Genomic DNA, 21,413 nt, shown 5'->3' on the forward strand with positions numbered 1-21,413 from the left:
CGTGGCCAGGATCCGGTCCATCGACGGTGTGGTACCGCAGGCCGTGGACGGCCCCTGGCGGCTCGCCCTGACGCCGCCCGGCGCCTGGGCCGGCCCGGGCGACCTGTCGGAGGCGGCGGACTGGATCCCCGCCCCGGTGCCCGGCACCGTCGCCGCGGCCCTGCGGGACGCCGGAGGCTGGTCGGAGTCGGCACCGACGCCGATTCATGACCAGGACGTCTGGTACCGGACCCGGCTGACCCAAAGCGGTCCCGTGCGCCTGCGCTTCGAGGGCTTGGCGACCCTCGCCGAGGTGTGGCTCGACGGCATGCCCGTGCTGGTCTCCCGCTCGATGTTCGAGGCCTACGCCGTCGAGGCCGATCTCCGGCCGGGGGCCGAGCTCGGCCTCTGCTTCCGGTCGCTCAAGGCGGAGCTCGACCGCCCGGGCAAACGCGGGCGCTGGCGCCCCCGCATGATCACGCCGGGCTCCCTGCGCCACGTCCGAACGAGCCTCCTCGGCTTCATGCCGGGCTGGTGCCCGGACATCGACCTCGTGGGTCCCTACCGCCCGATCACGGTGGAGCCCTTGCGCCGCGGCTTGGTGGAAGCCGACCTGCGGGCCACCTATGACGGCGACGTGGGCCGGCTGGCCGCGCGCCTACGGATCAACGGCCATCCCGCATCGGTCACACTGCATTGCGCCGGGCGCGCGGTCACCCTGACGGAATCCGAGACCGATCTGTTCACCGGAACCCTGGCGCTGCCCGGCGTGGCGCCCTGGTGGCCCCATACCCACGGCACGCCCCACCTCCATCCCGTGCGCGTGGAAATCGACGGCACCACGGTCGATCTCGGCCGCACGGGCTTTCGCAGCCTGTCGCTGGCACGACCCTTCGCCGAGGGCCTGGCGCTCGCCGTCAACGGCGTGCCGGTGTTCTGTCGGGGTGCCAACTGGACCCCCCCGGACCTCGTCGGCCTCGGCACCGAGGATGGCGCCATCCTCGTCGACCTTGCGCGCGAGGCCGGCATGAACATGCTGCGCGTCTCCGGCGCCACCCTCTATCCCTCGCCCAAGTTCTACGACCTTTGCGACGCCGCCGGCATCCTCGTCTGGCAGGACCTGATGCTGGCGAATTTCGATTATCCACACGACGCCGCCGGCTTTGCCGCCAGCCTCGACCGGGAAGTGTCGGGGATCCTCGAGCGGACTCAGCTCGCACCCTGCCTCGCCGTGATCTGCGGCGGCAGCGAAGTCTGGCAGCAGGCGGCCATGCTCGGGGCGCCGCGGACGGTTTGGGCCGACGCCTTCTGCACCGAGACGCTGCCGGGGCTCGTCGCCGGCACCCGTCCCGACCTCGTGGTGGTACCGAACTCGCCCTCGGGCGGCGACCTACCGTTCTCGCCGAGCGCGGGCTGTACCCACTATTACGGCGTCGGTGCCTATCGCCGCCCTCTGGAGGATGCGCGCCGGGCCGAGGTGGGATTCGCCAGCGAATGCCTCGCTTTCGCCAACCCGCCTGAACCGGCGACGCTCGGGCAGATGGGGCCCGCCGATCCGCTCTGGGCTCGCGGCATCCCCCGCGACCGGGGCGCCGACTGGGATTTCGAGCAGGTGCGCGACCACTATGTCGCCCTGCTCTACGGGGTCGATCCCGCCGCCCTGCGCGCCGCCGATCCCGAGCGCTACCTCGAACTCGGCCGCGCCGCCGTGGCCGAGGTGATGGAGGCGACCTTCGCCGAGTGGCGCCGGGCGCGCTCGCCGACTGCCGGCGGCCTCGTCTGGTTCCTGCGTGACCTCGAGCCGGGCACCGGCTGGGGCGTGATCGACTGGACCCAAACCCCGAAATCCGGCTGGTACGCCTTGAAGCGCGCCTTCCGCCCGGTGCAGGTCACCCTGTCGGACGAGGGCCTGAGCGGTCTCCACCTCCATGTCCACAACGAGACCGCCGGGCCGGTCGACCTGCGCTTGGGGCTGATCTTCGCGGATCGCACCGGCAAAGTCGCGGCCCGGGCCGAACGCGGGATCACGGTCGACCCGCGCGCCTCGCTGACCCTCTCCTCCGACGAGATGCTCGGCCGCTTCTTCGATGCCACCGACAGCTACCGCTTCGGCCCCCGCATCCACGACCTCGCGCATGCCCGTCTCACCGATGCGGACGGCGCGGTCGTCGCCGAAAGCTTCCACTTTCCGGGCCCCCTGCCGGTCACTCCCGAGGCGATCGGCCTGCGGGTCGAACCCGTGGCCGGTGCATCCGTACCGACCCTGCGCATCGGAACCGACCATCTCGCCCTCGGGGTGAGCGTGCGGAGCTCCGCGGCGCGGCCCTGCGACAGCGGCTTCCACCTGGCACCGGGGACAGAGCGGCTGGTTCGCTTCCCCGGGTGCCATCGGCTCCCGCAGGGCGCGGTCGCGGCCCTCAACAGCAGCGAAAGCGTGAGGTTCGGTCATGACGCGTGAGGTCCGCCCCGAGCACGAGACGCACGCGGCGCCCGACGCCGCCATGCCCGTGACCTTCGACGACCTGTTCGGATGGGTCCACCCGGCCGCGGGCCGGCGCGGCGTGCTCCTGTGCGGCGCCTGTGGGTTCGAGCAGATGGCCGCCCATCGCCCCTGGCGCGCCCTGGCGGATCGACTCGCCGCGGCCGGCTGCCCGACCCTGCGGTTCGACTATCCGGGGGAGGGCAACTCCGGCGATCCCGGCGAGGTGCGGGTTTCGGCCAACGTCGCGGCGATCCGCCGGGCGATGCGCTTCCTGCGCGAGACGACCGGCGTCACGGAGATCGTCCTCGTCGGCCTGCGCCTCGGCGCCAACCTGGCCCTGCTGGCGGCCCAGGAGGAGAGCGTCGACCGCCTGGTCCTGCTGGCACCGGCCGCGACCGGACGCGCCTATCTCCGCGAGATGCGGCTTCGCGCCCGGACGGTGGGCGGCGTCGCGGAGGGCGCGGCCCCGAAGGCGGATCCGGACGGCCTGTCGGTCGGGGGCTTTCGCATGGATGCAGCCTTCCTGACCGATGTCGGCGCCCTCGACGCCGGTGCGATCACCCGCGCGCCGGCCCCGCGAACCCTGCTTCTCGCACCGGAGACCCGGACGCTGGCGGGACGGCTGACGGCGCTCGGCAGCGCCGTCGAGACGGGGCCGCTGCCGGGCCTTCCGCTTCTCGTCGGCGACCCGATCTTCGCCGAGGTCCCGGAGGCGGATTTCGATCGGATCACCGCCTTCGCAACGGACGGCGTCACCATCGCCGGTCCGGCCATTCCCCTGGATCTCGGCCCGGCGCACCTCGTCGGCCCCGGCTGGTCCGAGACGCCCGCCCGGTTCCAACCGGACCTGTTCGGCATCCGCTGTACGCCCCGGCGGCAGGATCCGGGCGCGCCGACGGTGGTGTTCGTCTCCACCGGCATGACCGTGCATTCGGGGTGGGGCCGGCAGACCACCACGCTCGCCCGCAGGCTCGCGGTGGACGGCATTCCGTCCTTCCGCTTCGACCTCGCGGGCATCGGCGACAGCGGCGGCCGGTCGGACGGTCGCAGGCCGCCCTACGCCCCCGACGGGTTCGCGGATGTGGGCCGTGCCCTCGATCACCTTGCCGAGGTCCGAGGCCCCATCGTCCTCATGGGCAACTGCAGCGGCGCCCATGCGGCGTTCCAGGCCCTCTGCCGCGACGCCCGGGTCGATGGGGCGCTCCTGATCAACCCCTACTGCTTCGACTGGGACCCGGATCAGGACGTCGACGCCGTGATCCGCCAGACGTTCGGCAGCACCGGCACCTATGCGGCGCTGCTCAAGCGGGGCGCGACCTGGCGGCGGCTCCTGCGCGGCAAGATCCACGTGCGGGCGATCGGCGCGACCCTGGCCAAGCGCGGCCTCGATGCGGCCGTCCGGCGGCTGCGGCGCCTCGTGAACCCGATCTCCCCCGGCGGCTCCGTCGCCCGACGGGTGGCGCGGCTGCGGCGACGGGGCGCCGAGATCCGCCTGGTCTACAGCGCCGGCGACCCCGGGCTCGCCGCCCTCCACCGCTATCTCGGCCGCGCGCCCGGTCGGGCCGACCGGCGCCTCGGCGCGCCGGTGGCGATCGTGCCCGAAGTCGACCACAACTTCAGCTCGGCCACGGCGCAGGCCCTGCTCGGGCATCACCTGCGCGACCTCCTGACGGCGGTTCAGGAAGCCCGGGCGACCCGCGCGGAAGCGCACAAACCCGTCGAGACCGATTCCCGGGCCACCGTTCTGGCGAGCCTGGCGTGAGCGGGCTCACCCGCCGGGCGACCCTGGCCCTTGGGGCGGGGGCCTTCGCATCGCGGATCGAGGCCGCACCCGCGCCGGCGCACCGCTGCGAGGACCTGATCGACGCCATCGGCATCAACGTGCATCTCGGCCATGGCGGCTCGCCCTACGTCGCGCGCTTTTCCGACTGTGCCGCCGCCCTCGACGACCTCGGCGTGCGCCACCTGCGCGACGACATCGTCCTCGTCGGCACGGAGCCGGCCGGGCAGTTCGAGCGGATCGCGGGGCTCGCCCGCCGGGGCTACCGCTTCAGCCTGGTCTTCTACGACGGCCTGACCCCCGGTCCGCGCGTGCCGCCGGAGCGCTTCGCCGAGATCGCCGACTGGGCCGAGGACGGGCTCGTCGTCGTGGAGGGCGGCAACGAGCCGCCGGTGGCCGCGCGTCCGGGCCTTGCCCGCCTGTCCGCCGAGCATCAGGCGGCGCTGTTCCGCGCGGTGCGGGACGCCCCGCGGCACCGAACCGTCCGGGTGGCCGGGCCGAGCTACATCCAGGCCAACATCGCCGCCGCGGAGAACCTGTCCGCCTCGGTCGATCTCGCCAACGTCCACGCCTATCCGGGGCTGGAGCATCCCGAAACCCGAGGGGCGGGCAGTCTCGGCGGTTTCCTCGCGGCCGTTCGGCCGGTCTTCGGCACCGCGCCGGTCATCGTCACGGAGACCGGCTATCACACGGCGCTGGCCACCCGGAGCGCCCACCTGCCGGTCTCGGAAGCTCTCCGCGCCCGCTACCTGCCACGCCTCCTCCTGTGGAGCTACCTGCAGGGCGTACGCCGGACCTATCTCTACGAGCTGATCTCCGCGTTCGATGGGGGCGATGCCGACCCGGAGAGCCGGTTCGGACTGATCGCCCATGACGGCACGCCGAGCGCGTCCTTCGCCGCCGTTCGGAGCCTGATCCGCCTGTTCGGCGGTCGCGCAGAGGACGCGACGGCGTCCCGAGACCGCATCGGGGTCGTGCTGCCGGTCGATGTGCCCGATCTGGTGGCGACGAGTTTCCAGCGGGCGGACGGCGCCCTGCTGGTGCCGGTCTGGCTCGGGCTCGACGGCTGGGACCGCAACGCCCGGGCGCCGCGCCCGGACAGCGCGCCGCGCCCCGTGGCGCTCCATCTTTCGAGCCCGCCCCGGCGGTTGCGCCTGCACCGCTTCGGCGACGACGGCGTCGTCAGCGTCACGGGACTGGCACCGATGCAGGTCCCCACGGTGGCGGCCACCGACCGCCTCGCCGTCCTCGAGATCTGGTAGCCCGCCGGTTCTAGAGGGCCGGTTCGTCGAGGAACTGGACGCCGATCTCACCCGGCTTGCGCCACGCGACCCGGGCCGGGCGGCGCTCGCCCTGCAGCTCCAGCAGCAGCGTGAAGCGGTCGGGAATGCCGACCACGCTGGCGACCCGGAGCCGGGCGCCGGACGCGGAGCGGTTGCGCAGCGTGCAGTCGATCACGCCGCCACCCTGCAACGCGATCTTGCCTGTCAGCAACGTGCGGGAGCGGGGCTCGGATCGTCTCTCTTCCATCGGGGGTGCCATGTGGTTGTGGTCGAGGCGAAGGTAGAGTCCCAGTGGTTACGACTCGGTATCCACGATCCGCCGGGCGGATCGTCAGCGGAATTGCACACCGATCATTTCATCGGTGCGCCAGACGACGTGGCAGAGCTTGATCCCGTCCAGCGGTGGCGCCGTCAGCAGGAAGGGACTCGGCACCCGGGTGGCATCCGGAAGGGTGATCCTGACCCCGCCCAGGGAGACATCATGGACCAGGCAGGCGATCTCGGTGTGTTCGTCGAGAGTGATGCTGCCGGTCTCATCGGACAGGATCCGGGGTTCGGCGCGGCGGTCTTGCATGAGGCGGATCTCGAGACAGATCGGACAGCCCAGATTCGGCGGCCCGCGCCAAGGACGGCCTAACCGGGTCGCTCAAATTGCCCGTATTCCCGAGAAAAGTCGGGGCCGGAAACCGCGCAGCGTATACGCCGAGGGTCGCGACGAGGTCGCGCCCCGCGCCAACGCCCCCGGATGACAGCTGCGCGTGGGACACAACCCTCGGCTGGAACCGCCGGGTGCGGCATCCGGTTCGGCAGGGGACAACCGGAGCCGAGCGCCATGAAGATCGTCACCGTCGCGGACCTCATCGTCGACACCCTGGACCAGACGGGCGTCCAGCGGATCTACGGCATCGTCGGGGATAGCCTGAACGCGCTGACCGAGTCGCTGCGGGCCCGGGGCACCATCGACTGGGTCCATGTCCGCCACGAGGAGGTGGCAGCCTTCGCGGCGGGGGCCGACAGCCAGCTCTCGGGCAAGCTCGCGGTCTGCGCCGGGTCCTGCGGGCCGGGCCATGTCCACCTGATCAACGGCCTCTACGATTGCCACCGCACCCGCACCCCGGTGCTGGCCATCGCGGCCCATATCCCGTCGTCCGAGATCGGCTCGGGCTACTTCCAGGAGACGCATCCGGGCGAGCTGTTCCGCGAGTGCAGCCACTACTGCGAGATGGTGGGCGACGCCTCCCAGCTGCCGCAGGTGCTGGAGAACGCCATGCGGGCGGCGATCGGCCTCTCCGGCGTCGCCGTGGTCATCATCCCCGGCGACGTCGCCCTGATGGACGCGCCCACCCGCGGCGTCGCCCCCAATGCGGGGCTGATCCCGCCCAGACCCGTGGTGCGCCCGGCCGAGCCCGAGCTCGACGCGCTCGCGGCGCTGCTGAACGGCTCGGAGCGGATCACCCTGCTGTGCGGACGCGGCTGCGCCGGGGCCCATGCCGAGCTGCTCCAACTGGCCGAGGCCCTGAAGAGTCCGATCGTGCATGCCCTCGGCGGCAAGGACGTGGTCGAGTACGACAACCCCTACGACGTCGGCATGACCGGGCTGATCGGCTTCTCGTCGGGCTACGCCGCGATGATGTCCTGCGACACCCTGCTGATGCTCGGGACCGACTTCCCCTACCGGCAGTTCTACCCGCAGGACGCGACGATCGCCCAGGTCGACATCCGCCCCGGCCAGCTCGGGCGCCGGTGCAAGCTCGACCTCGGCCTCGTCGGCCACGTGGACGACACCCTCCGGGCCCTCCTTCCGAAGCTCACCGTCAAGACCGAGCGCAAGCATCTCGACGCCGCCCTGAAGCACTACGCCAAGGCGCGGGAGGACCTCGACGACCTCGCCACCGGGGCGCCCGCCAAGGGCTGGTTCGGCCTGAAATCGGCAAAGCCGCCGATCCACCCGCAATACCTGACGAAGCTGGTGAGCGAGGCGGCCGACGACGATGCGGTGTTCACGGCCGATGTCGGCACCCCGACGATCTGGGCGGCGCGCTACCTGAAGATGAACGGCCGGCGCCGGCTGATCGGCTCCTGGGTCCACGGCTCGATGGCCAACGCCATGGCGCAGGGCATCGGCGCGCAATCGGCCTATCCCGACCGGCAGGTGGTGTCGCTCTCGGGCGACGGCGGCTTCACCATGCTGATGGGCGACCTCCTCACCCTGCGCCAGCAGAAGCTGCCCCTGAAGATCGTGGTCTACAACAACGGCACCCTCGGCTTCGTCGAGCTGGAGATGAAGGCCGCCGGCTACATCGAGACGGGCGTGTCCCTCGACAACCCGGACTTCGCCGCCATGGCCCGCGGCGCCGGCATCCATGCCGTCCGGGTCGAGGACCCGGCCGAACTCGAGGACGCCGTGCGCGCGGTGATGGCCCATCCGGGCCCGGCTCTCCTCGACTGCGTGGTGGCCCGCCAGGAACTCTCGATGCCCCCGAAGATCGACGGCAAGCAGGTGAAGGGCTTCAGCCTCTACGTCCTGCGGGCGGTGATGAGCGGGCGCGGGGATTCGGTCCTCGACCTGGCGAAGACGAACCTTTTGCGCTGAGGGCGGAGGGCCGCCCGGGCGGCCCGCCCTCACCGCAAGCGCCGCTCGGGCGGCCGGGGTCTCCCAGCCGCCCGAGGCCGTCAGCCCAGGGGGGATCGGCCCTCGAGTGCGCCGAACTGCAGGTAGTGCAGCATCGGGTCGATCTGCTCGGCCCGGACGTCCGGGTTGGCCGCCTCGTAGGCGTTCGTGTGGAAGCCGGCGGACGGATCCCGCCCTTCCTTCCAGCCGAAGTCGTGATAGTGCGCCAGGGGATCCATGTTGGCGGCGGCGACGTCCTGGTAGGCCGCCAGATACCCCTGGGTGTCGAAGATCGCGTTCGGATCGCGGCCCTCGTGCCAGCCGTTGGTCTCGTAGTGCTGGTAGGCGAAGGCGAAGCTGTCCCCGCCGGCCTTGAGCGCCGCCTGGGCGACGTCGAGGTTGGACAGCAGGTAGTATTCCGCGTCGAAGCCCGGATGCGTGTTCAGGTCGAGCGCGCGGCCGACGGCGGCATAGGTCTCGCGCCCCTCGGCCTGGCCGAAAGCGAGGTAATGGACCAGGGGATTCATGCCGGCCGCCTTCACGTCCGGATTCCGGGCGAGGTACAGCTCGTTGTCGAAGCCGAGCGACGGATCGCGGCCCTCGTTCCAGCCGTTGGTCTCGTAATGCGTCAGGGGATTCACCTTCGCGGCCGCGACGTCCGGATTGGCCGCCAGGTAGCCCGTCGTCGAGAATTCCGCGTTCGGATCGCGGCCCTCCAGCCAGCCGAACTGGGCGTAGTGCGTGTCGGCATCCATGCCGTCCCGCCAGACGTCCTTGTTGCTGCCATAGTAGAACAGGTCGTCGACCAGCGGGCTGGCATCGTTCTCGACGATGGTCCCATCGGTGAACTTGATTTCGGAGATCCCGGTGACGTCGTGTGACAGTCCGCTCGGATCGATGACGAACGATCGCCCCTGCTCGATCCGGACCTGCGAGGCGTCGAAGGCGAACGCGAACGTGACGGCGTCGCGCGATCCCAGGTCCACGATCGCCCCGAGCGTCTGGGACGCGAGTCCCGGATGGTTCGCACCATCGGTGTAGGTCGCGTCGATGGCGAGCGCCTTGCCGCCATCCTGATAGCCGGGCGTATAGACGCCGGTGTTGTTCGTCTCGACGACGATCCCGTCGAGCTTGAAGTCGTAGGCGACGCTGCCGGCCGCCGGGTCGCCATCCGCATCCGTCACCCGGGCGGTCAGCCTCTGTCCCTCGACGGCCCGGCCATCGCTGAGGCCGGCCAGAAGCAGGCTGCCGGCCCGGTCCCCGTCCGCCACGCTGCCGCCCACGGCCGAGGCGACGTCCGCGTGGCCCTGCGCATCGGTGTAGCTGGCAACCACCGAAAGCACCTTGCCGGCCTCGGCGTAGCCGAGGGTGTACTGGCCGGACGTATTCGTCTCCACCGTGCTGCCGTCGAGTTGGAAGGCGTAAGTCACGCCCCCCGGCGCCGGGACCCCGTCCGGGTCCGACAGGCTGGCGCTGACGGTCTCGCCCTCCGTCACCGAGCCCGACAGGAGCAGGCTGCCGGCGCGGTCCACGTCCGTGACGGTGCCACCCACCGCCGAGGCGATGTCCGCGTGGCCCTGCGGATCGGTGTAGCTCGCGACCACCGAAAGCACCTTGCCGGCCTCGGCGTAGCCGAGGGTGTACTGGCCGGAGGTGTTGGTCTCCACCGTGCTGCCGTCGAGCTGGAACGCGTAGCTCACGCCCCCCGGTGCCGGGAGCCCGTCCGGGTCCGACAGGCTGGCGCTGACGGTCTGGCCCTCCGCCACCGAGCCCGACAGGAGCAGGCTGCCGGCGCGATTCACGTCCGTGATGGTGCCGCCCGCAGCCGCCACCACACTGTCATGGCCCTGCGCATCGGTGTAGCTGGCAACCACCGAGAGCACCTTGCCGGCATCGGCGTAGCCGAGCGTGTACTGGCCGGAGGTGTTGGTCTCCACCGTGCTGCCGTCGAGCTGGAAGGCATAAGTCACGCCGCCGGCTGCCGGCACGCCATCGGGGTCCGACAGGCTGGCGCTGACGGTCTCGCCCTCCGCCACCGAGCCGGACAGGAGGACGCTGCCGGCGCGATCCACGTCCGTGACGCTGCCACCCACCGCCGAGGCGATGTCCGCGTGGCCCTGGCCATCCGTGTAGCTCGCGACCACCGCGAGGACCTTACCGGCATCGGCGTAGCCGAGCGTGTACGCGCCGGACGTGTTGGTCTCCACCGTACTGCCGTCGAGCTGGAAGGCATAAGTCACGCCCCCCGGTGCCGGGCCCCCGTCCGGGTCCGACAGGCTGGCGCTGATCGTCTGGCCTTCCGTCACCAGGCCAGACAGCAGGACGCTGCCGGCGCGGTCCACGTCCGTGACGGTGCCACCCACAACCGAGACGATGCCGGTGTGGCCCTGGCCATCGGTGTAGCTCGCGACCACCGAGAGCACCTTGCCGGCATCGGCGTAGCCGAGGGTGTACTGGCCGGACGTATTCGTCTCGACCGTGCTGCCGTCGAGCTGGAACGCGTAAGTCACGCCCCCCGATGCCGGGACCCCGTCGGGATCCGACAGGCTGGCGCTGACGGTCTCGCCTTCCGTCACCGAGCCCGACAGCAGGACGCTGCCGGCCTGGTTCGCGTCCGCCACGCTGCCGCCGGCGACCGAGGCGATGTCGGCGTGCCCTTGCGCATCCGTGTAGCTCGCGACCACCGAGAGCACCTTGCCCGCATCGCCGAAGCCGAGCGTGTACTGGCCGGAGGTGTTGGTCTCGACCGTGCTGCCGTCGAGCTGGAAGGCGTAAGTCACGCCGCCCGGCGCCGGAACCCCATCCGGGTCCGACAGGCTGGCGCTGACGGTTTGGCCCTCCGCCACCGAACCCGACAGGAGGACGCTGCCGGCGCGGTCCACGTCCGTGACGCTCCCGCCCACGGCCGAGGCGATGTCCGCGTGGCCCTGGCCATCGGTGTAGCTCGCGACCACCGAGAGCACCTTGCCGGCATCGGCGTAGCCGAGCGTGTACGCGCCGGAGGTGTTGGTCTCGACCGTGCTGCCGTCGAGCTGGAAGGCGTAAGTCACGCCGCCCGGCGCCGGGACCCCGTCGGGGTCCGACAGGCTGGCGCTGATGGTCTGGCCTTCCGTCACCGCGCCCGAGAGGATTACGCTGCCGGCGCGGTCCACGTCCGTGACGCTGCCGCCGACAGCCGAGGCGATGCCGGCATGTCCCTGCCCATCGGTGTAGGTGGCGACCACCGAGAGCCCCTTGCCGGCATCACCATAGCCCAGGGTGTACTGGCCGGAACTGTTGGTCTCGACCGTGCCGCCGTCGAGTTGGAAGGCGTAAGTCACGCCCCCCGGTGCCGGGAGCCCGTCGGGGTCCGACAGGCTGGCGCTGATGGTCTGGCCTTCCGCCACCGAGCCCGACAGGAGGACGCTGCCGGCGCGGTCCACGTCCGTGACGCTGCCGGCCGAGGCCGAGGCCGAGTCGGCGTGCCCCAGGGCGTCGGTGTAGGTGACCGTGACGGCGATGATCTTGCCGCTGTCGCCGTAGGTCGGCGTGTAGCTGTTGGAATCGGTGGCCTGCAGCACCTGATTCGCGACGATATCCAGGAAGGTGTAGAGCGCCGGCCCACCGGGCACGAGGCCATCGGCATCGGTGAGGGTCGCCACGATGGGCGTGCCTTCGGACGCATTGCCGTCGGTCAGCCCGGACAGCGTCAGGTCTCCGGGCTGATTGGTCTCAGCGATCGTGTAGGGGCCGGCCGCGTAATCGCCCGGAATGAAGACCGCGTTGTTGACGTCCGCGAAAACGTTCAGGCTGGTCGGCCCGCCGATCTGGGCCGTCGGGAGGCTGAGTTCCAGCACCGAGCGATCGGCGTTGTAGGCGTGGGTGAGGGGCGTGACCGAGACGAGTGTCCCCCCGTCGACGCCCGTATAGAGATACGGTTGCCCGTCCGGCGCGATGTTGATGTTGAAGTCGTAGCCGCCGTAGAGGTCAAAGATCTGGTATCCGGTCGCCGTGTTGGCATCGGTGTCGAGCCAGATCGTGGTGAAGGTTCCGATGGCGGTCCCGGCGGGTGCCGTGATGGCGAAGGTCGCCACGCCGCTCTCGATGTGCCCGTAGAGGCCGTAATCCATCGGCCCGCCGTCGATGGGATTCAGACGGTCGGAAGGCGCCCATTCCCCGAGATTACCGTCAATCGTATACATGGCGTCCCTGTCTCCCTACGACAGAAAAATACGAACAACGACGACCACAGCTTATCTATCGACGCGGACAGGGTCCGATGCGCGTTCCGGAGAAGCCAGACGAGCGCCAGTAAAGATCAGGACGCCAGAACAACCGTTCGCCACTAGACGATAACGCTGCCGTTTTTTCGTTCAATTTTACGTACCGCAGCGGGACAACGAGTAAAATCAAACCTTTGGTTCTTTGAATAACGAAAAATGATTAGATGCTTCGCGCGAATTCTGGCGGACAGGCGTCCGAGGCTGCGGACGCGGCGCACGGCCCTTCGGCCGCGCCGCCGACCGCGTCCGGTTGATCGCTTCGGTTGGCACGTGCGGAACGGCTCCCCTCCCGTGTGCGGGAGGGTTGGGGTGAGGGGCGCCGCAGGAACCAAGCGGAGGGGGGACCCGGCCCATCCGTTCGATCCCTTCGGGAGACCGGATCTGGGCTTCGCTCAGGGGCCGCGCAGGCTTGCCGATCCGGGCACCGCCTCGATCGAGCGGAGCCCGGATCAGGTGCTCAGGTTCAGGCGGTAGCGGTAGGCGTCGCCGCGGAACAGGCCCTCGACATACTCGATCATGACCGCGTCGCGGTTGTAGCTGTGGCGCTTGATCAGCAGGCAGGGGAGGGGCTGGGCGAAGGCGAAGATCTCGCATTCGGCCGCATTCGGCATCGTCGCCTCCACGGTCTGCTCGCAACGCACGAGGCGGCCGCCCGGGTGCTCGGCCAGGAAGGCGTAGACCGAGCCGGAGAGGTCGCCGGTCTCCAGGCTGGGCACGGCCCGGATGTTGTACCAGGCCACCTCCCGGGACATCGGCACGCCGTCGCCGGAGCGCACGCGGGTCAGCCGCAGGAACGGGGCCGTGGAGGGCAGGCCGAAGATCGAGGCGATCGAGCGGTCCTCGGCGACCACCCGCTCCAGGATGCGGGAGGAGGGGATCTTGCCCAGTTCCCGCATCTCCTCGGTGAAGCCCTTGAGGCGGTCCATGCCCGGGCGCACCGGCTCGGGGCGGTGGCGCACGAGGAAGCCGGAGCGTCCGCGGGGAACGAGGAGCTCCTCGTCGCTGAGCTCGGCATAGGCGCGCTGGACCGTGACGCGGCTGACGCCGAGGCTGTCGGCCAGCTGACGCTCGGCCGGCAGGATGACGCCCGGCGGCAGCGAGCCCGACAGGATCAGCTCGCGCAGCTGGCCCTCGATCTGCCGGTAGAGCGGCATGGCGGTGTCCGCGCGCAGCCGCAGGAGGGACAGCACCGAGGGGCGATCACCGGCCGCCGGATCCGGCGCGACATCGCCGTGTATCGTCCGATTTCTGGGGCGCACGTCCGTCCGACCTCCGGTACGAATACTTATATCGGATCGGGCCGGGGTGCTCCATGCGGGTCTTCGTCATCGGCAGCTTCGTGATCGCCTGCTCGGTCAAGGTCCCGCGGCTGCCGCAGGCGGGCGAATCCCTCGGGGGCTCGGCCTTCCGCGCGGAGCCCGGCGGCAAGGGCTTCAACCTCGCGCTGGCCGCGCACCGGCTCGGCGTCGGGGTGGACGGGCTCTTCGCCGTCGGCGCGGACGTGTTCTCCCCGGTGGTCCGCTCGACCTTCGCGCAGGTGGGCTTTCCCGAGACCATGCTGGTGCCGCATGCGGGCTCGACCGGCGCCGGCGTCGCCTTCGTCGATCCGGCGGGCGAGAACTGCCTCGCGGTCTGCCTCGGGGCCAACCTCGCCCTGACGGCGGCGGATGTCCGGGCGGCGGCCGACCGCGTCGCGGCCGCCGACCTCGTGGCGGCGACCTTCGAATCCCCGGATGCCCCCATCCGCGAGGCCTTCGCCCTGGCCCGGGCGCGGGGCCTGCCCACCCTGCTCAACCCGTCGCCGATGCGCCCCATCGACCCCGCGATCCTGACCGGCACCACGCTCCTCGTCGTCAACGGGATCGAGGCGGCCGCGCTCGGCCTCGGCCCGGCCGAGGCCCTGGCCGAGACGCGGCGCCCGACGCCCGCCATCGCCGCCCTCCTCGACGGGGGCCTCGACCACCTCGTGGTCACCCTGGGGGAGCGCGGCGCGGTCGCGTTCCGCCCCGGCCTGCCGCCCCTGCGCCAGCCGGCCTTCCCGGTGGCGGCCGTCGATACGGTCGGGGCGGGCGATGCCTTCGCGGCCGGCCTGATGGCGGCCCTGCTGGCGAAGGCGCCCCTCGGCGCGGCCCTGCGGCGGGCGGCGGCCTGCGGGGCGCTGGCCACCGCGCAGTTCGGCGCCTTCGACGCCTTCCCCACCGCCGCCGCGCTGGAGGCCTTCCTGGACGGGGCCGGGCCGGACGCCGCCTCCGGCGACGCGGGCCTCAGCACGGGGCCGACGGCCCGCTGAACATCGAGAGCGAGGCCACGATGCTCAGGAGTTCCGCCTGCCGCTTGGTGCCCGTCTTGTTGAAGATCGAGGTGAGCTGGGTCCGCACCGTGCTGGTCTGGACGCCGACGCTCTCGGCATAGCTCTGCAGGCGCAGGCCCCCGGCCAGGGCCTGGAGCAGGCGCGCCTCCGCCGGGGTCAGGTCGAACAGCAGGTGGAGGAGGCCGTCATCCGGCGCCACCCGGGCGCCGACCTGCACCAGGATGAGGAGCACCACCGAGGCGTCGAAGACGTCGCCGGGGTGCCGGTCGAAGCGCAGGATGTGGGCGATGTGGGCGCGGCGGTCGGCGTAGCCGCGCACCGGCATGGTCTGGGCCGCGCGCCGGCCGGCGACCACGTCGGCGATCGCGTCCTGCAGGAGCTTGCTGTTGGCCAGGCTCTTGAACAGGAGGCCGCCATGCTGGCCCGAGGGCAGGATCTCGTCCTGCTCCTCCAGGCGGGCATTCATGGCCAGGACCCGCCCCGAGGCCGACAGGACCGCGGCCGGCAGCCCGATCCGGTTGAGGGCCGTGGTGGTGGTGCGGGCCCGCCCGGAGCCGAATCGCGCCCCGAGCCGGCAGGCGCGGACGAGATGCGGCCGCAGGGCATCGAGGCGCGGCAGGAGGCCGGCCTCGTGCGGACCGGCCTCGGCCCGGCGCTCGGCCGTGACGATCGCCACGTCGCCGGTGGGGAGGGGGATCGTCGTCCCCACTTGCCAGAACGGTTCGTCGACCCGGGAGGACCGGCCGTCATAGGAACCCGGCAGCAGGTCGACGTCGCGGACGAAGCTCCCCTGGGCGAGGGCGCGCCACTGCGCCGTGCGCCCGCTGCCCCGCCAGGACGCGGCGTCGGTGTGATGCCGCAGGCGGCGCTCGAGGGACGGGGAGGCGATCCAGCGCGGCGTGCCCGTGGGCGGCAGGACCATGAGCACGCCGCCATCCGAATGCGCCGTCTCTCCGAAGCATTGGAGAACGTCCGGCCAGAATTCGGGCGTGCCGGCCGCTTCATAGATCCGGTCGATCAGAGTTTCCCGCATCGGCCCGCCCCACTGATGATGTGTCTGATCTTGATAAGACCAATATCAGTCCAAAACCGGCGGCGGTATCCTCCGAATGGGGGATGTCGCCGGCCCGAGCCGGGCGCGGGGCCGGCGGCAGGTCCCTCCGCCCGCGGAGCACGGTGCGGCGGGCGGTCTCCGGCCGGTCGCGCGGTACGCGGCAAACCCCTGGCGAGACGGTGCTTTTTCGATGGGGTCGGGGCACCGGCCGGAGCCGGCAGCGACCGGAACGGCCGCGGCCGTGCCTTCCGGACCTGCCGAGACTGTCCGCGTTTCGGAGGATCCCGCCATCAGGACCTTCTGCGCCAGCGCCGTCGTCGTCCTGTCCTGCACCGCGACGCGGGCCGACGAACGGAACGACGGGCCCGATCTCGCCTGAGCCCGGGCTTCCTCGGCCCTGAAGCGCGGGCCGATCGGCTCCCCGGAGGCGACCCTCGCGACGGTCGCGCCACGGGCGGGATTCGTCGCCCACGACCACACGGAGGTCGACGAGGCGCCCGTGGCGGGCGCCGTGAGCGTCATCGCCACGGCCCTGCCGGCCGGCGCGAGCCGGGGTCTGTCCATCGCCGCGCCCATCGGCCCGACGAGCCTTCTCTGCATCCGGCGCACCCTCGCGGGCGCCCTGCCCACCGGCCTCGCCACCGGGCTCGGCGTCGCAACGGTCCACTTGACCGACGGAACCCTGGCGGCCCGCTGACACGTCGGCCGGACCGCATCCACCCGGGCCGGGCGCGGTTTGTTAAGCGCTTTCGGCCTTACTGAAGCCGGGCGGACACAGCGTCCGGCCGCCCGGGTCGGGACCGTCGTCGCGGCCGCCCGTGCCCCGGAGCGCTCCTGGTGCGTGTGATCGGAATGGCCATGACGGGACGGCACGCAACCGCGCCTGCGCCGCGCGGCGCCTGGCGCGCCGCGTTCGCAGACCTGGTGGGCTCCGATGCGCGCCTCCTGGCCTTTGCCCGGCGCGCCGCCTGGATCCTCGTGCCCCTGACCCTCGGAGTGGTGGCGGTGCTGTACGGCACCGGCCCCGAGCCGCGGCGGAACTGGCGGGGCGACGTGCTCGGCGTGGATTTCAGCCAGATCTGGGTCGCGGGCCGGGCCGCGCTGGAGGGCCGCGCCGGCGAGCCCTACGACCTGCCGGTGCACCTCGCGAACCTGAAGGCCGCGTTCGGACCGGATTGCCGCTTCGCCTGGCACTACCCGCCGGTGTTCCTGCTGCCGGCCGCCGCCCTGGCGGTGTGGGAGCCGCAGGCCGCCTTCTGGCTCTGGACCGCGCTGTCCGTCGGCCTGTTCGCCCTCGCGATGGGACTCGCGGCCGGGTGCCGCGACGGGGCCGGGATCGCGCTCGCGCATCCGCTCGTCTTCTGCACGCTCGTCTACGGCCAGAACGCCCTGTTCACCGCCGCGATCCTGACCCTGGGCGCGACCCTGGTGGACCGGCGCCCCTGGCTCGCGGGGCTGTGCTTCGGGCTGCTCTGCTACAAGCCGCACTTCGCGGTGCTGGCGCCGCTCCTGCTCCTGGCCACCGGCCGTCGGGCCTGCCTGGGCGCCTGCCTCGCCACCATGCTCGCCCTCGCCGCCGCCGCCCTGGCGGCGTTCGGCCCGGCGCCCTGGATCGGCTTCCTCCGGACCCTCGGCACCACCAACCAGATCATCCTCCGGGACGCCGGGGCGGGCCTCGACGTCAACGCCAGCGCCTTCGGCGCGGTGCGGCTCGCGGGCGGCACGATGGCAGCCGCCTGGGCCTTCCAGGGCCTCGTCGCCCTGGCGGCGCTGGCGCTGGCGCTGCGCAGCTGGCGTGGGCCGACGCCCGCGCCCCTGCGCGCCGCCGCTCTCCTCGCCGCGGTGCCGCTGCTCTCGCCCTACCTGCCGGTCTACGACCTCGCGCCCCTGGTGCCCGCGACCTTGTTCCTCGTCCTGGCGGCCCGGGACGCCGGCGGCCTGCGCTGGCCGGAGCGGGCCCTCCTGTGCGCGACGCCCCTGTTCGCCCTGCCGCGCCTCGTCGCCGACCTGACGGGGGTGCCCCTCGGGCTCGGGCTGGCCCTGGCCGTGCTCGCCTGCGTCGCCCTCCGGGTGCTCCACCCCGGCGGGGCCCCGACGCGCCCCGGTCCGTCGACGGCCCCGCGGCCGGGCGGCCTGGGGCACCGGGAGTCCGCGCCGCGCGCGTGAGATCCCAAGCCCCGCGCGAGACCCGGAGCCCCCCCCGGACTCGCCCGAGGGACGAACCGTCCGCGCAGCGCCCGACCCCTCGCCCTGCCGGATGCCGGCGAGGTCGTCCCGGTCCGCGGGCGCGTGGTACGGGTCGGGGTCGGGTCGGACGGCACGCCATCGTCCGCGCGGGCGCGAAAAGGCTCCGCGAAGGCGCGAGACGTGAACCCGCCGAGACCGATGCGTGCGCCACCCGCCGGGATGCGTGCCGGGGCGCCGGCCCACGGCCCCCGCGCCCGAGAAACCGGTTTCCCCTTTCCGGTCCGATGCTCTAAACCCGGCCCCAGAGTAGAACATTTCCAAAGGCGGCCGGCGGGGTGTCCCGGCGGGCGCGGGACCAGGGAACGCCATGCGCATCGGACTGTTCGTGCCGTGCTACGTCGACGCCTTCGAGCCGGAGGTGGGGGTGGCCACCCTGGAGCTGCTGGAGCGCTTCGGGCTCGACGTGGACTACCCCTTCGACCAGACCTGCTGCGGCCAGCCGATGACCAACACCGGCTGCCACGCCGAGGCCGCCGCCACCGAGGCCCTGTTCGTGAAGAACTTCGCCCCGTTCGACTACGTGGTGGCCCCGTCCGGCTCCTGCGTGCACCAGGTGCGCGAGCACCTCACGGCGATCCCGCAGACCGAAGAGGTCAAGGCGGTGCGGGCCAAGACCTTCGAGCTGGTCGAGTTCCTGCACGACATCCTCAAGGTCGATGAATTCCCCTGGGCCGAGTTCCCCCACAAGGTCGGCTACCACGGCAACTGCAACGCGCTCCGGGGCATCCACCACGCCCGCCCGTCCGAGCTGAACGCGCCGTTCTTCTCAAAGCCCCTGGATCTCCTGAAGAAGGTCAAGGGCATCGAGATCGTGGCCCCCGCCCGGCCCGACGAGTGCTGCGGCTTCGGTGGCACCTTCTCGGTGTTCGAGCCCGCCGTCTCGGCCAAGATGGGCTACGACAAGGTCGCGGACCACGCCCAGGCCGGGGCCGCCTACGTCGTCTCGGCCGATTCCTCCTGCCTGATGCACCAGAAGGGCTGCGCCGAGCGGCTCGGCGTGCCGCTCAAGTACATCCACATCGCCCGCATCCTGAATGGAGCGACCGCATGAGCGCCTCCGACGAACTCCGTCCCCGCGAAAACCTTCGACCCCGCGACGATGCCCGCCGCGACGGCGTGATCCATCCCGAGGTGCTGGCCGCGAACGACGAGAGCGAGCGGGGCCAGGACGGCCGGCGCCTGCAGCACGCGGAGGGCGCCTCGCGGCCGATCTCGGCCGAGGCCATCTCCCCGAAGGCGCCCCGCGAGCCGCAGCCGCGCGGCGCCAAGATCCGCGGCGACCGGCCCATCGACCAGGCCGAGGCCGCCGAGCGCTTCCTCGCCGCGCCGCTGCACCAGAAGGCGCACGACGCCCGGCTCTGGGACCTGCGCTCCAAGCGCGACACCGCCGCCTTCGGCATCCCCGAATGGGAGGAGCTGCGCGAGCTCGCCTCCCAGATCAAGACGCACACCCTGGCGAACCTCGACCGCTACCTCGAGCAGTTCGAGGCCCAGGCGAAGGCCAACGGCGTGCACGTGCACTGGGCCGCCGACGGGGCCGAGCACAACCGCATCGTGCACGGCATCCTCAAGGATCACGGCGCCAAGTCGCTGATCAAGTCGAAGTCGATGCTCACCGAGGAATGCGGCTTCCGGCACTACATGGCCGGCACCGGCATCGAGGTGATCGAGACCGATCTCGGCGAGCGCATCCAGCAGCTCGACAACGAGGAGCCGAGCCACGTGGTGGTGCCGGCCGTGCACAAGACCCGCTTCGACGTGGCCGAGGTCTTCTCCCGCACCATGGGAACCGACCCCGAGAACGACGACGCCCACTACCTCGCCGAGAGCCAGCGCATGCACACGCGCCCGCTGATCCTGGAGGCGGATGCGGGGCTCACCGGCTGCAACTTCGCCATCGCCGAGACCGGCACGGTGGTGACCTGCACCAACGAGGGCAATGCCGATCTCTCGGGCAACGTGCCGAAGCTCCAGATCCACTCCATCGGCATCGAGAAGCTGATCCCGCGCATCGAGCATCTCGGCGTGTTCCTGCGCCTGCTCTCGCGCTCGGCGCTGGGCTCGCCGATCACCCAGTACACCTCGCACTTCCGCGCGCCCCGCGCGGGCACCGAGATGCACATGGTGCTGGTCGACAACGGCCGCTCCGAGCGCCTCGGCATGGAGGAGTTCTGGACGTCCCTGAAATGCATCCGCTGCGGCGCCTGCATGAACACCTGCCCGGTCTACCGGCGCTCGGGGGGCCTGTCCTACGGCGCCACCTATTCGGGCCCGATCGGGCTGATCATCGACCCGACCTTCAACAAGCGGAAATACTCGACCCTGCCGTTCTCCTCGACGATGAACGGCTCCTGCACCAATGTCTGCCCGGTGAAGATCAACATCCACGAGCAGATCTTCGCGTGGCGGAAGGTCTTGGCCGAGGAGCACCAGATCCCGCTCCTGAAGCAGGGCATGATGAAGGCGGCGGGCCAGGTCCTGAGCCGCCCGGCCACCTACCGGGCGGCCATTGGCGCCGCCGATTCCGCCCTCAAGGTGCTGCCGCGCTTCGCCGTCTACAACCCGCTCAACACCTGGGGGAAGGGCCGCGAGATGCCCGAGGCCCCGCGCCAGACCTTCCACGCCTGGTACAAGCAGAACCGCATGGGCCAGGCGGGGGGCAGGAAGACCCTCGACACGACCAAGACCGGCGACACGACGAAGACCCGCGACACGACCAAGACCGACGGCACCACGAAGACCGGCGACACGACGAAGACCGGCGACACGACGAAGAGTGCGACATGAGCGTCCGCGAAACCACCCTGGCGCGCATCCGCCAGAACCGCCCGGCGGGCGATTACCCCCTGCCGGAGGTGCCGCTCTTCGCGCCACTGGTCGGCGACGACCACGTGGCCGAGTTCGGCGAGCGCCTGAAGCGCATGGGCGGCCGGCTCGCCGAGGCCGACCCCGGCGGCGACCCCTTCGCCAGCGTGCGCGAGCGCCTGGCCGGCGCGTCGGTCATCGCCTCGGCCGTGCCGGAGATCGCGGGCAACCGCGATCTTGGCGCCGTGGCCCGGCCGCAGGACCTCGCCGACGTCGACGTCGCCGTCGTGCGGGCGGTGTTCGGGGTCGCCGAGACCGGCTCGGTGCTGTTCACGCAGGCCGAACTGCAGGTGAACGCCGTCGCCTACCTCGCCCAGCACCTGGTGGTGCTCCTCGACCCGGACGACATCCTGGTGAACATCCAGGCGGCCTACCGCCGCCCGGACTTCGCCCACGCCGATTACGCCGTGCTCCACACCGGCCCCTCGGCCACCGCCGACATCGAGGGCGTGCTGATCCACGGCGCGCAGGGCGTGCGCTCGCTCACGGTGATCCTGGTGCCGCGCCGGGGCTGAAGTCCGGTGCGCGACACCGCGCCC

General features: G+C 71.7%; 15 protein-coding genes. 10 read left to right on the forward strand and 5 right to left on the reverse strand.

The annotated features are described in order from the left end of the window. Position 1: 1 nt before the first annotated feature. From AC6EUL_RS09375 to AC6EUL_RS09385, 3 genes are read left to right on the forward strand one after another with little or no spacing between them, the layout of a single operon-like run. Positions 2-2,437, forward strand: coding sequence for a glycoside hydrolase family 2 protein (locus AC6EUL_RS09375; protein WP_499869918.1), 2,436 nt, complete (start codon positions 2-4; stop codon positions 2,435-2,437). Continuing rightward, the gene (locus tag AC6EUL_RS09380) at positions 2,427-4,223 is read left to right on the forward strand and encodes an alpha/beta fold hydrolase (RefSeq protein WP_499869919.1); all 1,797 of its coding nucleotides are present in this window, start codon (positions 2,427-2,429) and stop codon (positions 4,221-4,223) included. The genes AC6EUL_RS09375 and AC6EUL_RS09380 overlap by 11 nt, the downstream gene beginning before the upstream one ends. Beyond that, positions 4,220-5,503 carry a hypothetical protein gene (locus AC6EUL_RS09385; protein WP_056495571.1) on the forward strand — a complete coding sequence of 428 codons (1,284 nt, stop codon included), beginning with the start codon at positions 4,220-4,222 and terminating at the stop codon, positions 5,501-5,503. Before AC6EUL_RS09380 ends, AC6EUL_RS09385 begins: the two co-directional genes overlap by 4 nt. 10 nt (positions 5,504-5,513) lie before the next feature. On the opposite strand, the gene AC6EUL_RS09390 is transcribed toward AC6EUL_RS09385, so the two are convergent. Both AC6EUL_RS09390 and AC6EUL_RS09395 read right to left on the reverse strand, forming a co-directional pair. Then, on the reverse strand, positions 5,514-5,771 hold the full coding sequence (locus AC6EUL_RS09390) for a PilZ domain-containing protein (RefSeq protein WP_056221625.1): 258 nt from the start codon (positions 5,769-5,771) through the stop codon (positions 5,514-5,516). Positions 5,772-5,855: 84 nt separating this feature from the next. Beyond that, positions 5,856-6,098, reverse strand: a complete 243-nt coding sequence (locus AC6EUL_RS09395; RefSeq protein WP_056495567.1) for a PilZ domain-containing protein — start codon at positions 6,096-6,098, stop codon at positions 5,856-5,858. Positions 6,099-6,356: 258 nt separating this feature from the next. On the opposite strand from AC6EUL_RS09395, the gene poxB reads away from it, so the two are divergent. After that, complete coding sequence (gene poxB / locus AC6EUL_RS09400; RefSeq protein ID WP_499869920.1) at positions 6,357-8,117, forward strand: ubiquinone-dependent pyruvate dehydrogenase; 1,761 nt, start codon at positions 6,357-6,359, stop codon at positions 8,115-8,117. An 80-nt stretch (positions 8,118-8,197) separates the two neighbouring features. Here poxB and AC6EUL_RS09405 read toward each other — a convergent pair whose 3' ends face one another. Together AC6EUL_RS09405 and AC6EUL_RS09410 are read right to left on the reverse strand one after the other, a co-directional pair. Beyond that, the gene (locus tag AC6EUL_RS09405; RefSeq protein WP_499869921.1) at positions 8,198-12,316 is read right to left on the reverse strand and encodes a beta strand repeat-containing protein; all 4,119 of its coding nucleotides are present in this window, start codon (positions 12,314-12,316) and stop codon (positions 8,198-8,200) included. Between the two features lie 530 nt (positions 12,317-12,846). Beyond that, positions 12,847-13,551: a GntR family transcriptional regulator gene (locus AC6EUL_RS09410; protein WP_244472601.1), complete on the reverse strand. Its 705-nt coding sequence runs from the start codon at positions 13,549-13,551 to the stop codon at positions 12,847-12,849. Positions 13,552-13,709: 158 nt separating this feature from the next. Here AC6EUL_RS09410 and AC6EUL_RS09415 point away from each other — a divergent pair, with 158 nt between their 5' ends. Continuing rightward, complete coding sequence (locus AC6EUL_RS09415) at positions 13,710-14,687, forward strand: PfkB family carbohydrate kinase (RefSeq protein WP_499869922.1); 978 nt, start codon at positions 13,710-13,712, stop codon at positions 14,685-14,687. Here AC6EUL_RS09415 and AC6EUL_RS09420 read toward each other — a convergent pair. Beyond that, entirely contained in the window at positions 14,662-15,741 is a 1,080-nt protein-coding gene (locus tag AC6EUL_RS09420) for a helix-turn-helix transcriptional regulator (protein WP_499869923.1), read from the reverse strand. The genes AC6EUL_RS09415 and AC6EUL_RS09420 overlap by 26 nt on opposite strands. Positions 15,742-16,261: 520 nt before the next feature. Between AC6EUL_RS09420 and AC6EUL_RS09425 the strand changes: the two genes are divergently transcribed. From AC6EUL_RS09425 to AC6EUL_RS09445, 5 genes are all read left to right on the forward strand, one after another. Beyond that, on the forward strand, positions 16,262-16,459 hold the full coding sequence (locus AC6EUL_RS09425; protein WP_499869924.1) for a hypothetical protein: 198 nt from the start codon (positions 16,262-16,264) through the stop codon (positions 16,457-16,459). 161 nt (positions 16,460-16,620) lie between these two features. Further along, positions 16,621-17,928, forward strand: coding sequence for a glycosyltransferase family 87 protein (locus AC6EUL_RS09430; RefSeq protein WP_499869925.1), 1,308 nt, complete (start codon positions 16,621-16,623; stop codon positions 17,926-17,928). Positions 17,929-18,316: 388 nt separating this feature from the next. Beyond that, positions 18,317-19,060 (forward strand): (Fe-S)-binding protein, encoded by a 744-nt coding sequence (locus tag AC6EUL_RS09435; protein ID WP_056221646.1) that lies wholly within the window; start codon positions 18,317-18,319, stop codon positions 19,058-19,060. Next, the gene (locus AC6EUL_RS09440) at positions 19,057-20,796 is read left to right on the forward strand and encodes a lactate utilization protein B (RefSeq protein WP_499869926.1); all 1,740 of its coding nucleotides are present in this window, start codon (positions 19,057-19,059) and stop codon (positions 20,794-20,796) included. The genes AC6EUL_RS09435 and AC6EUL_RS09440 overlap by 4 nt, the downstream gene beginning before the upstream one ends. After that, complete coding sequence (locus tag AC6EUL_RS09445) at positions 20,793-21,389, forward strand: LutC/YkgG family protein (protein WP_499869927.1); 597 nt, start codon at positions 20,793-20,795, stop codon at positions 21,387-21,389. The genes AC6EUL_RS09440 and AC6EUL_RS09445 overlap by 4 nt, the downstream gene beginning before the upstream one ends. Positions 21,390-21,413: the final 24 nt, after the last annotated feature.

This window comes from Methylobacterium sp. 001424705, assembly GCF_059816145.1.

Excerpts from the sequence above, each read along its gene's own strand:
- AC6EUL_RS09380 (WP_499869919.1), top strand. The coding sequence starts at position 2,427 with ATGACGCGTGAGGTCCGCCCCGAGCACGAGACGCACGCGGCGCCCGAC.
- AC6EUL_RS09390 (WP_056221625.1), bottom strand. The coding sequence starts at position 5,771 with ATGGAAGAGAGACGATCCGAGCCCCGCTCCCGCACGTTGCTGACAGGC.
- AC6EUL_RS09395 (WP_056495567.1), bottom strand. The coding sequence starts at position 6,098 with ATGCAAGACCGCCGCGCCGAACCCCGGATCCTGTCCGATGAGACCGGC.
- poxB (WP_499869920.1), top strand. The coding sequence starts at position 6,357 with ATGAAGATCGTCACCGTCGCGGACCTCATCGTCGACACCCTGGACCAG.
- AC6EUL_RS09405 (WP_499869921.1), bottom strand. The coding sequence starts at position 12,316 with ATGTATACGATTGACGGTAATCTCGGGGAATGGGCGCCTTCCGACCGT.
- AC6EUL_RS09410 (WP_244472601.1), bottom strand. The coding sequence starts at position 13,551 with ATGCCGCTCTACCGGCAGATCGAGGGCCAGCTGCGCGAGCTGATCCTG.
- AC6EUL_RS09415 (WP_499869922.1), top strand. The coding sequence starts at position 13,710 with ATGCGGGTCTTCGTCATCGGCAGCTTCGTGATCGCCTGCTCGGTCAAG.
- AC6EUL_RS09420 (WP_499869923.1), bottom strand. The coding sequence starts at position 15,741 with ATGCGGGAAACTCTGATCGACCGGATCTATGAAGCGGCCGGCACGCCC.
- AC6EUL_RS09430 (WP_499869925.1), top strand. The coding sequence starts at position 16,621 with ATGACGGGACGGCACGCAACCGCGCCTGCGCCGCGCGGCGCCTGGCGC.
- AC6EUL_RS09435 (WP_056221646.1), top strand. The coding sequence starts at position 18,317 with ATGCGCATCGGACTGTTCGTGCCGTGCTACGTCGACGCCTTCGAGCCG.
- AC6EUL_RS09440 (WP_499869926.1), top strand. The coding sequence starts at position 19,057 with ATGAGCGCCTCCGACGAACTCCGTCCCCGCGAAAACCTTCGACCCCGC.
- AC6EUL_RS09445 (WP_499869927.1), top strand. The coding sequence starts at position 20,793 with ATGAGCGTCCGCGAAACCACCCTGGCGCGCATCCGCCAGAACCGCCCG.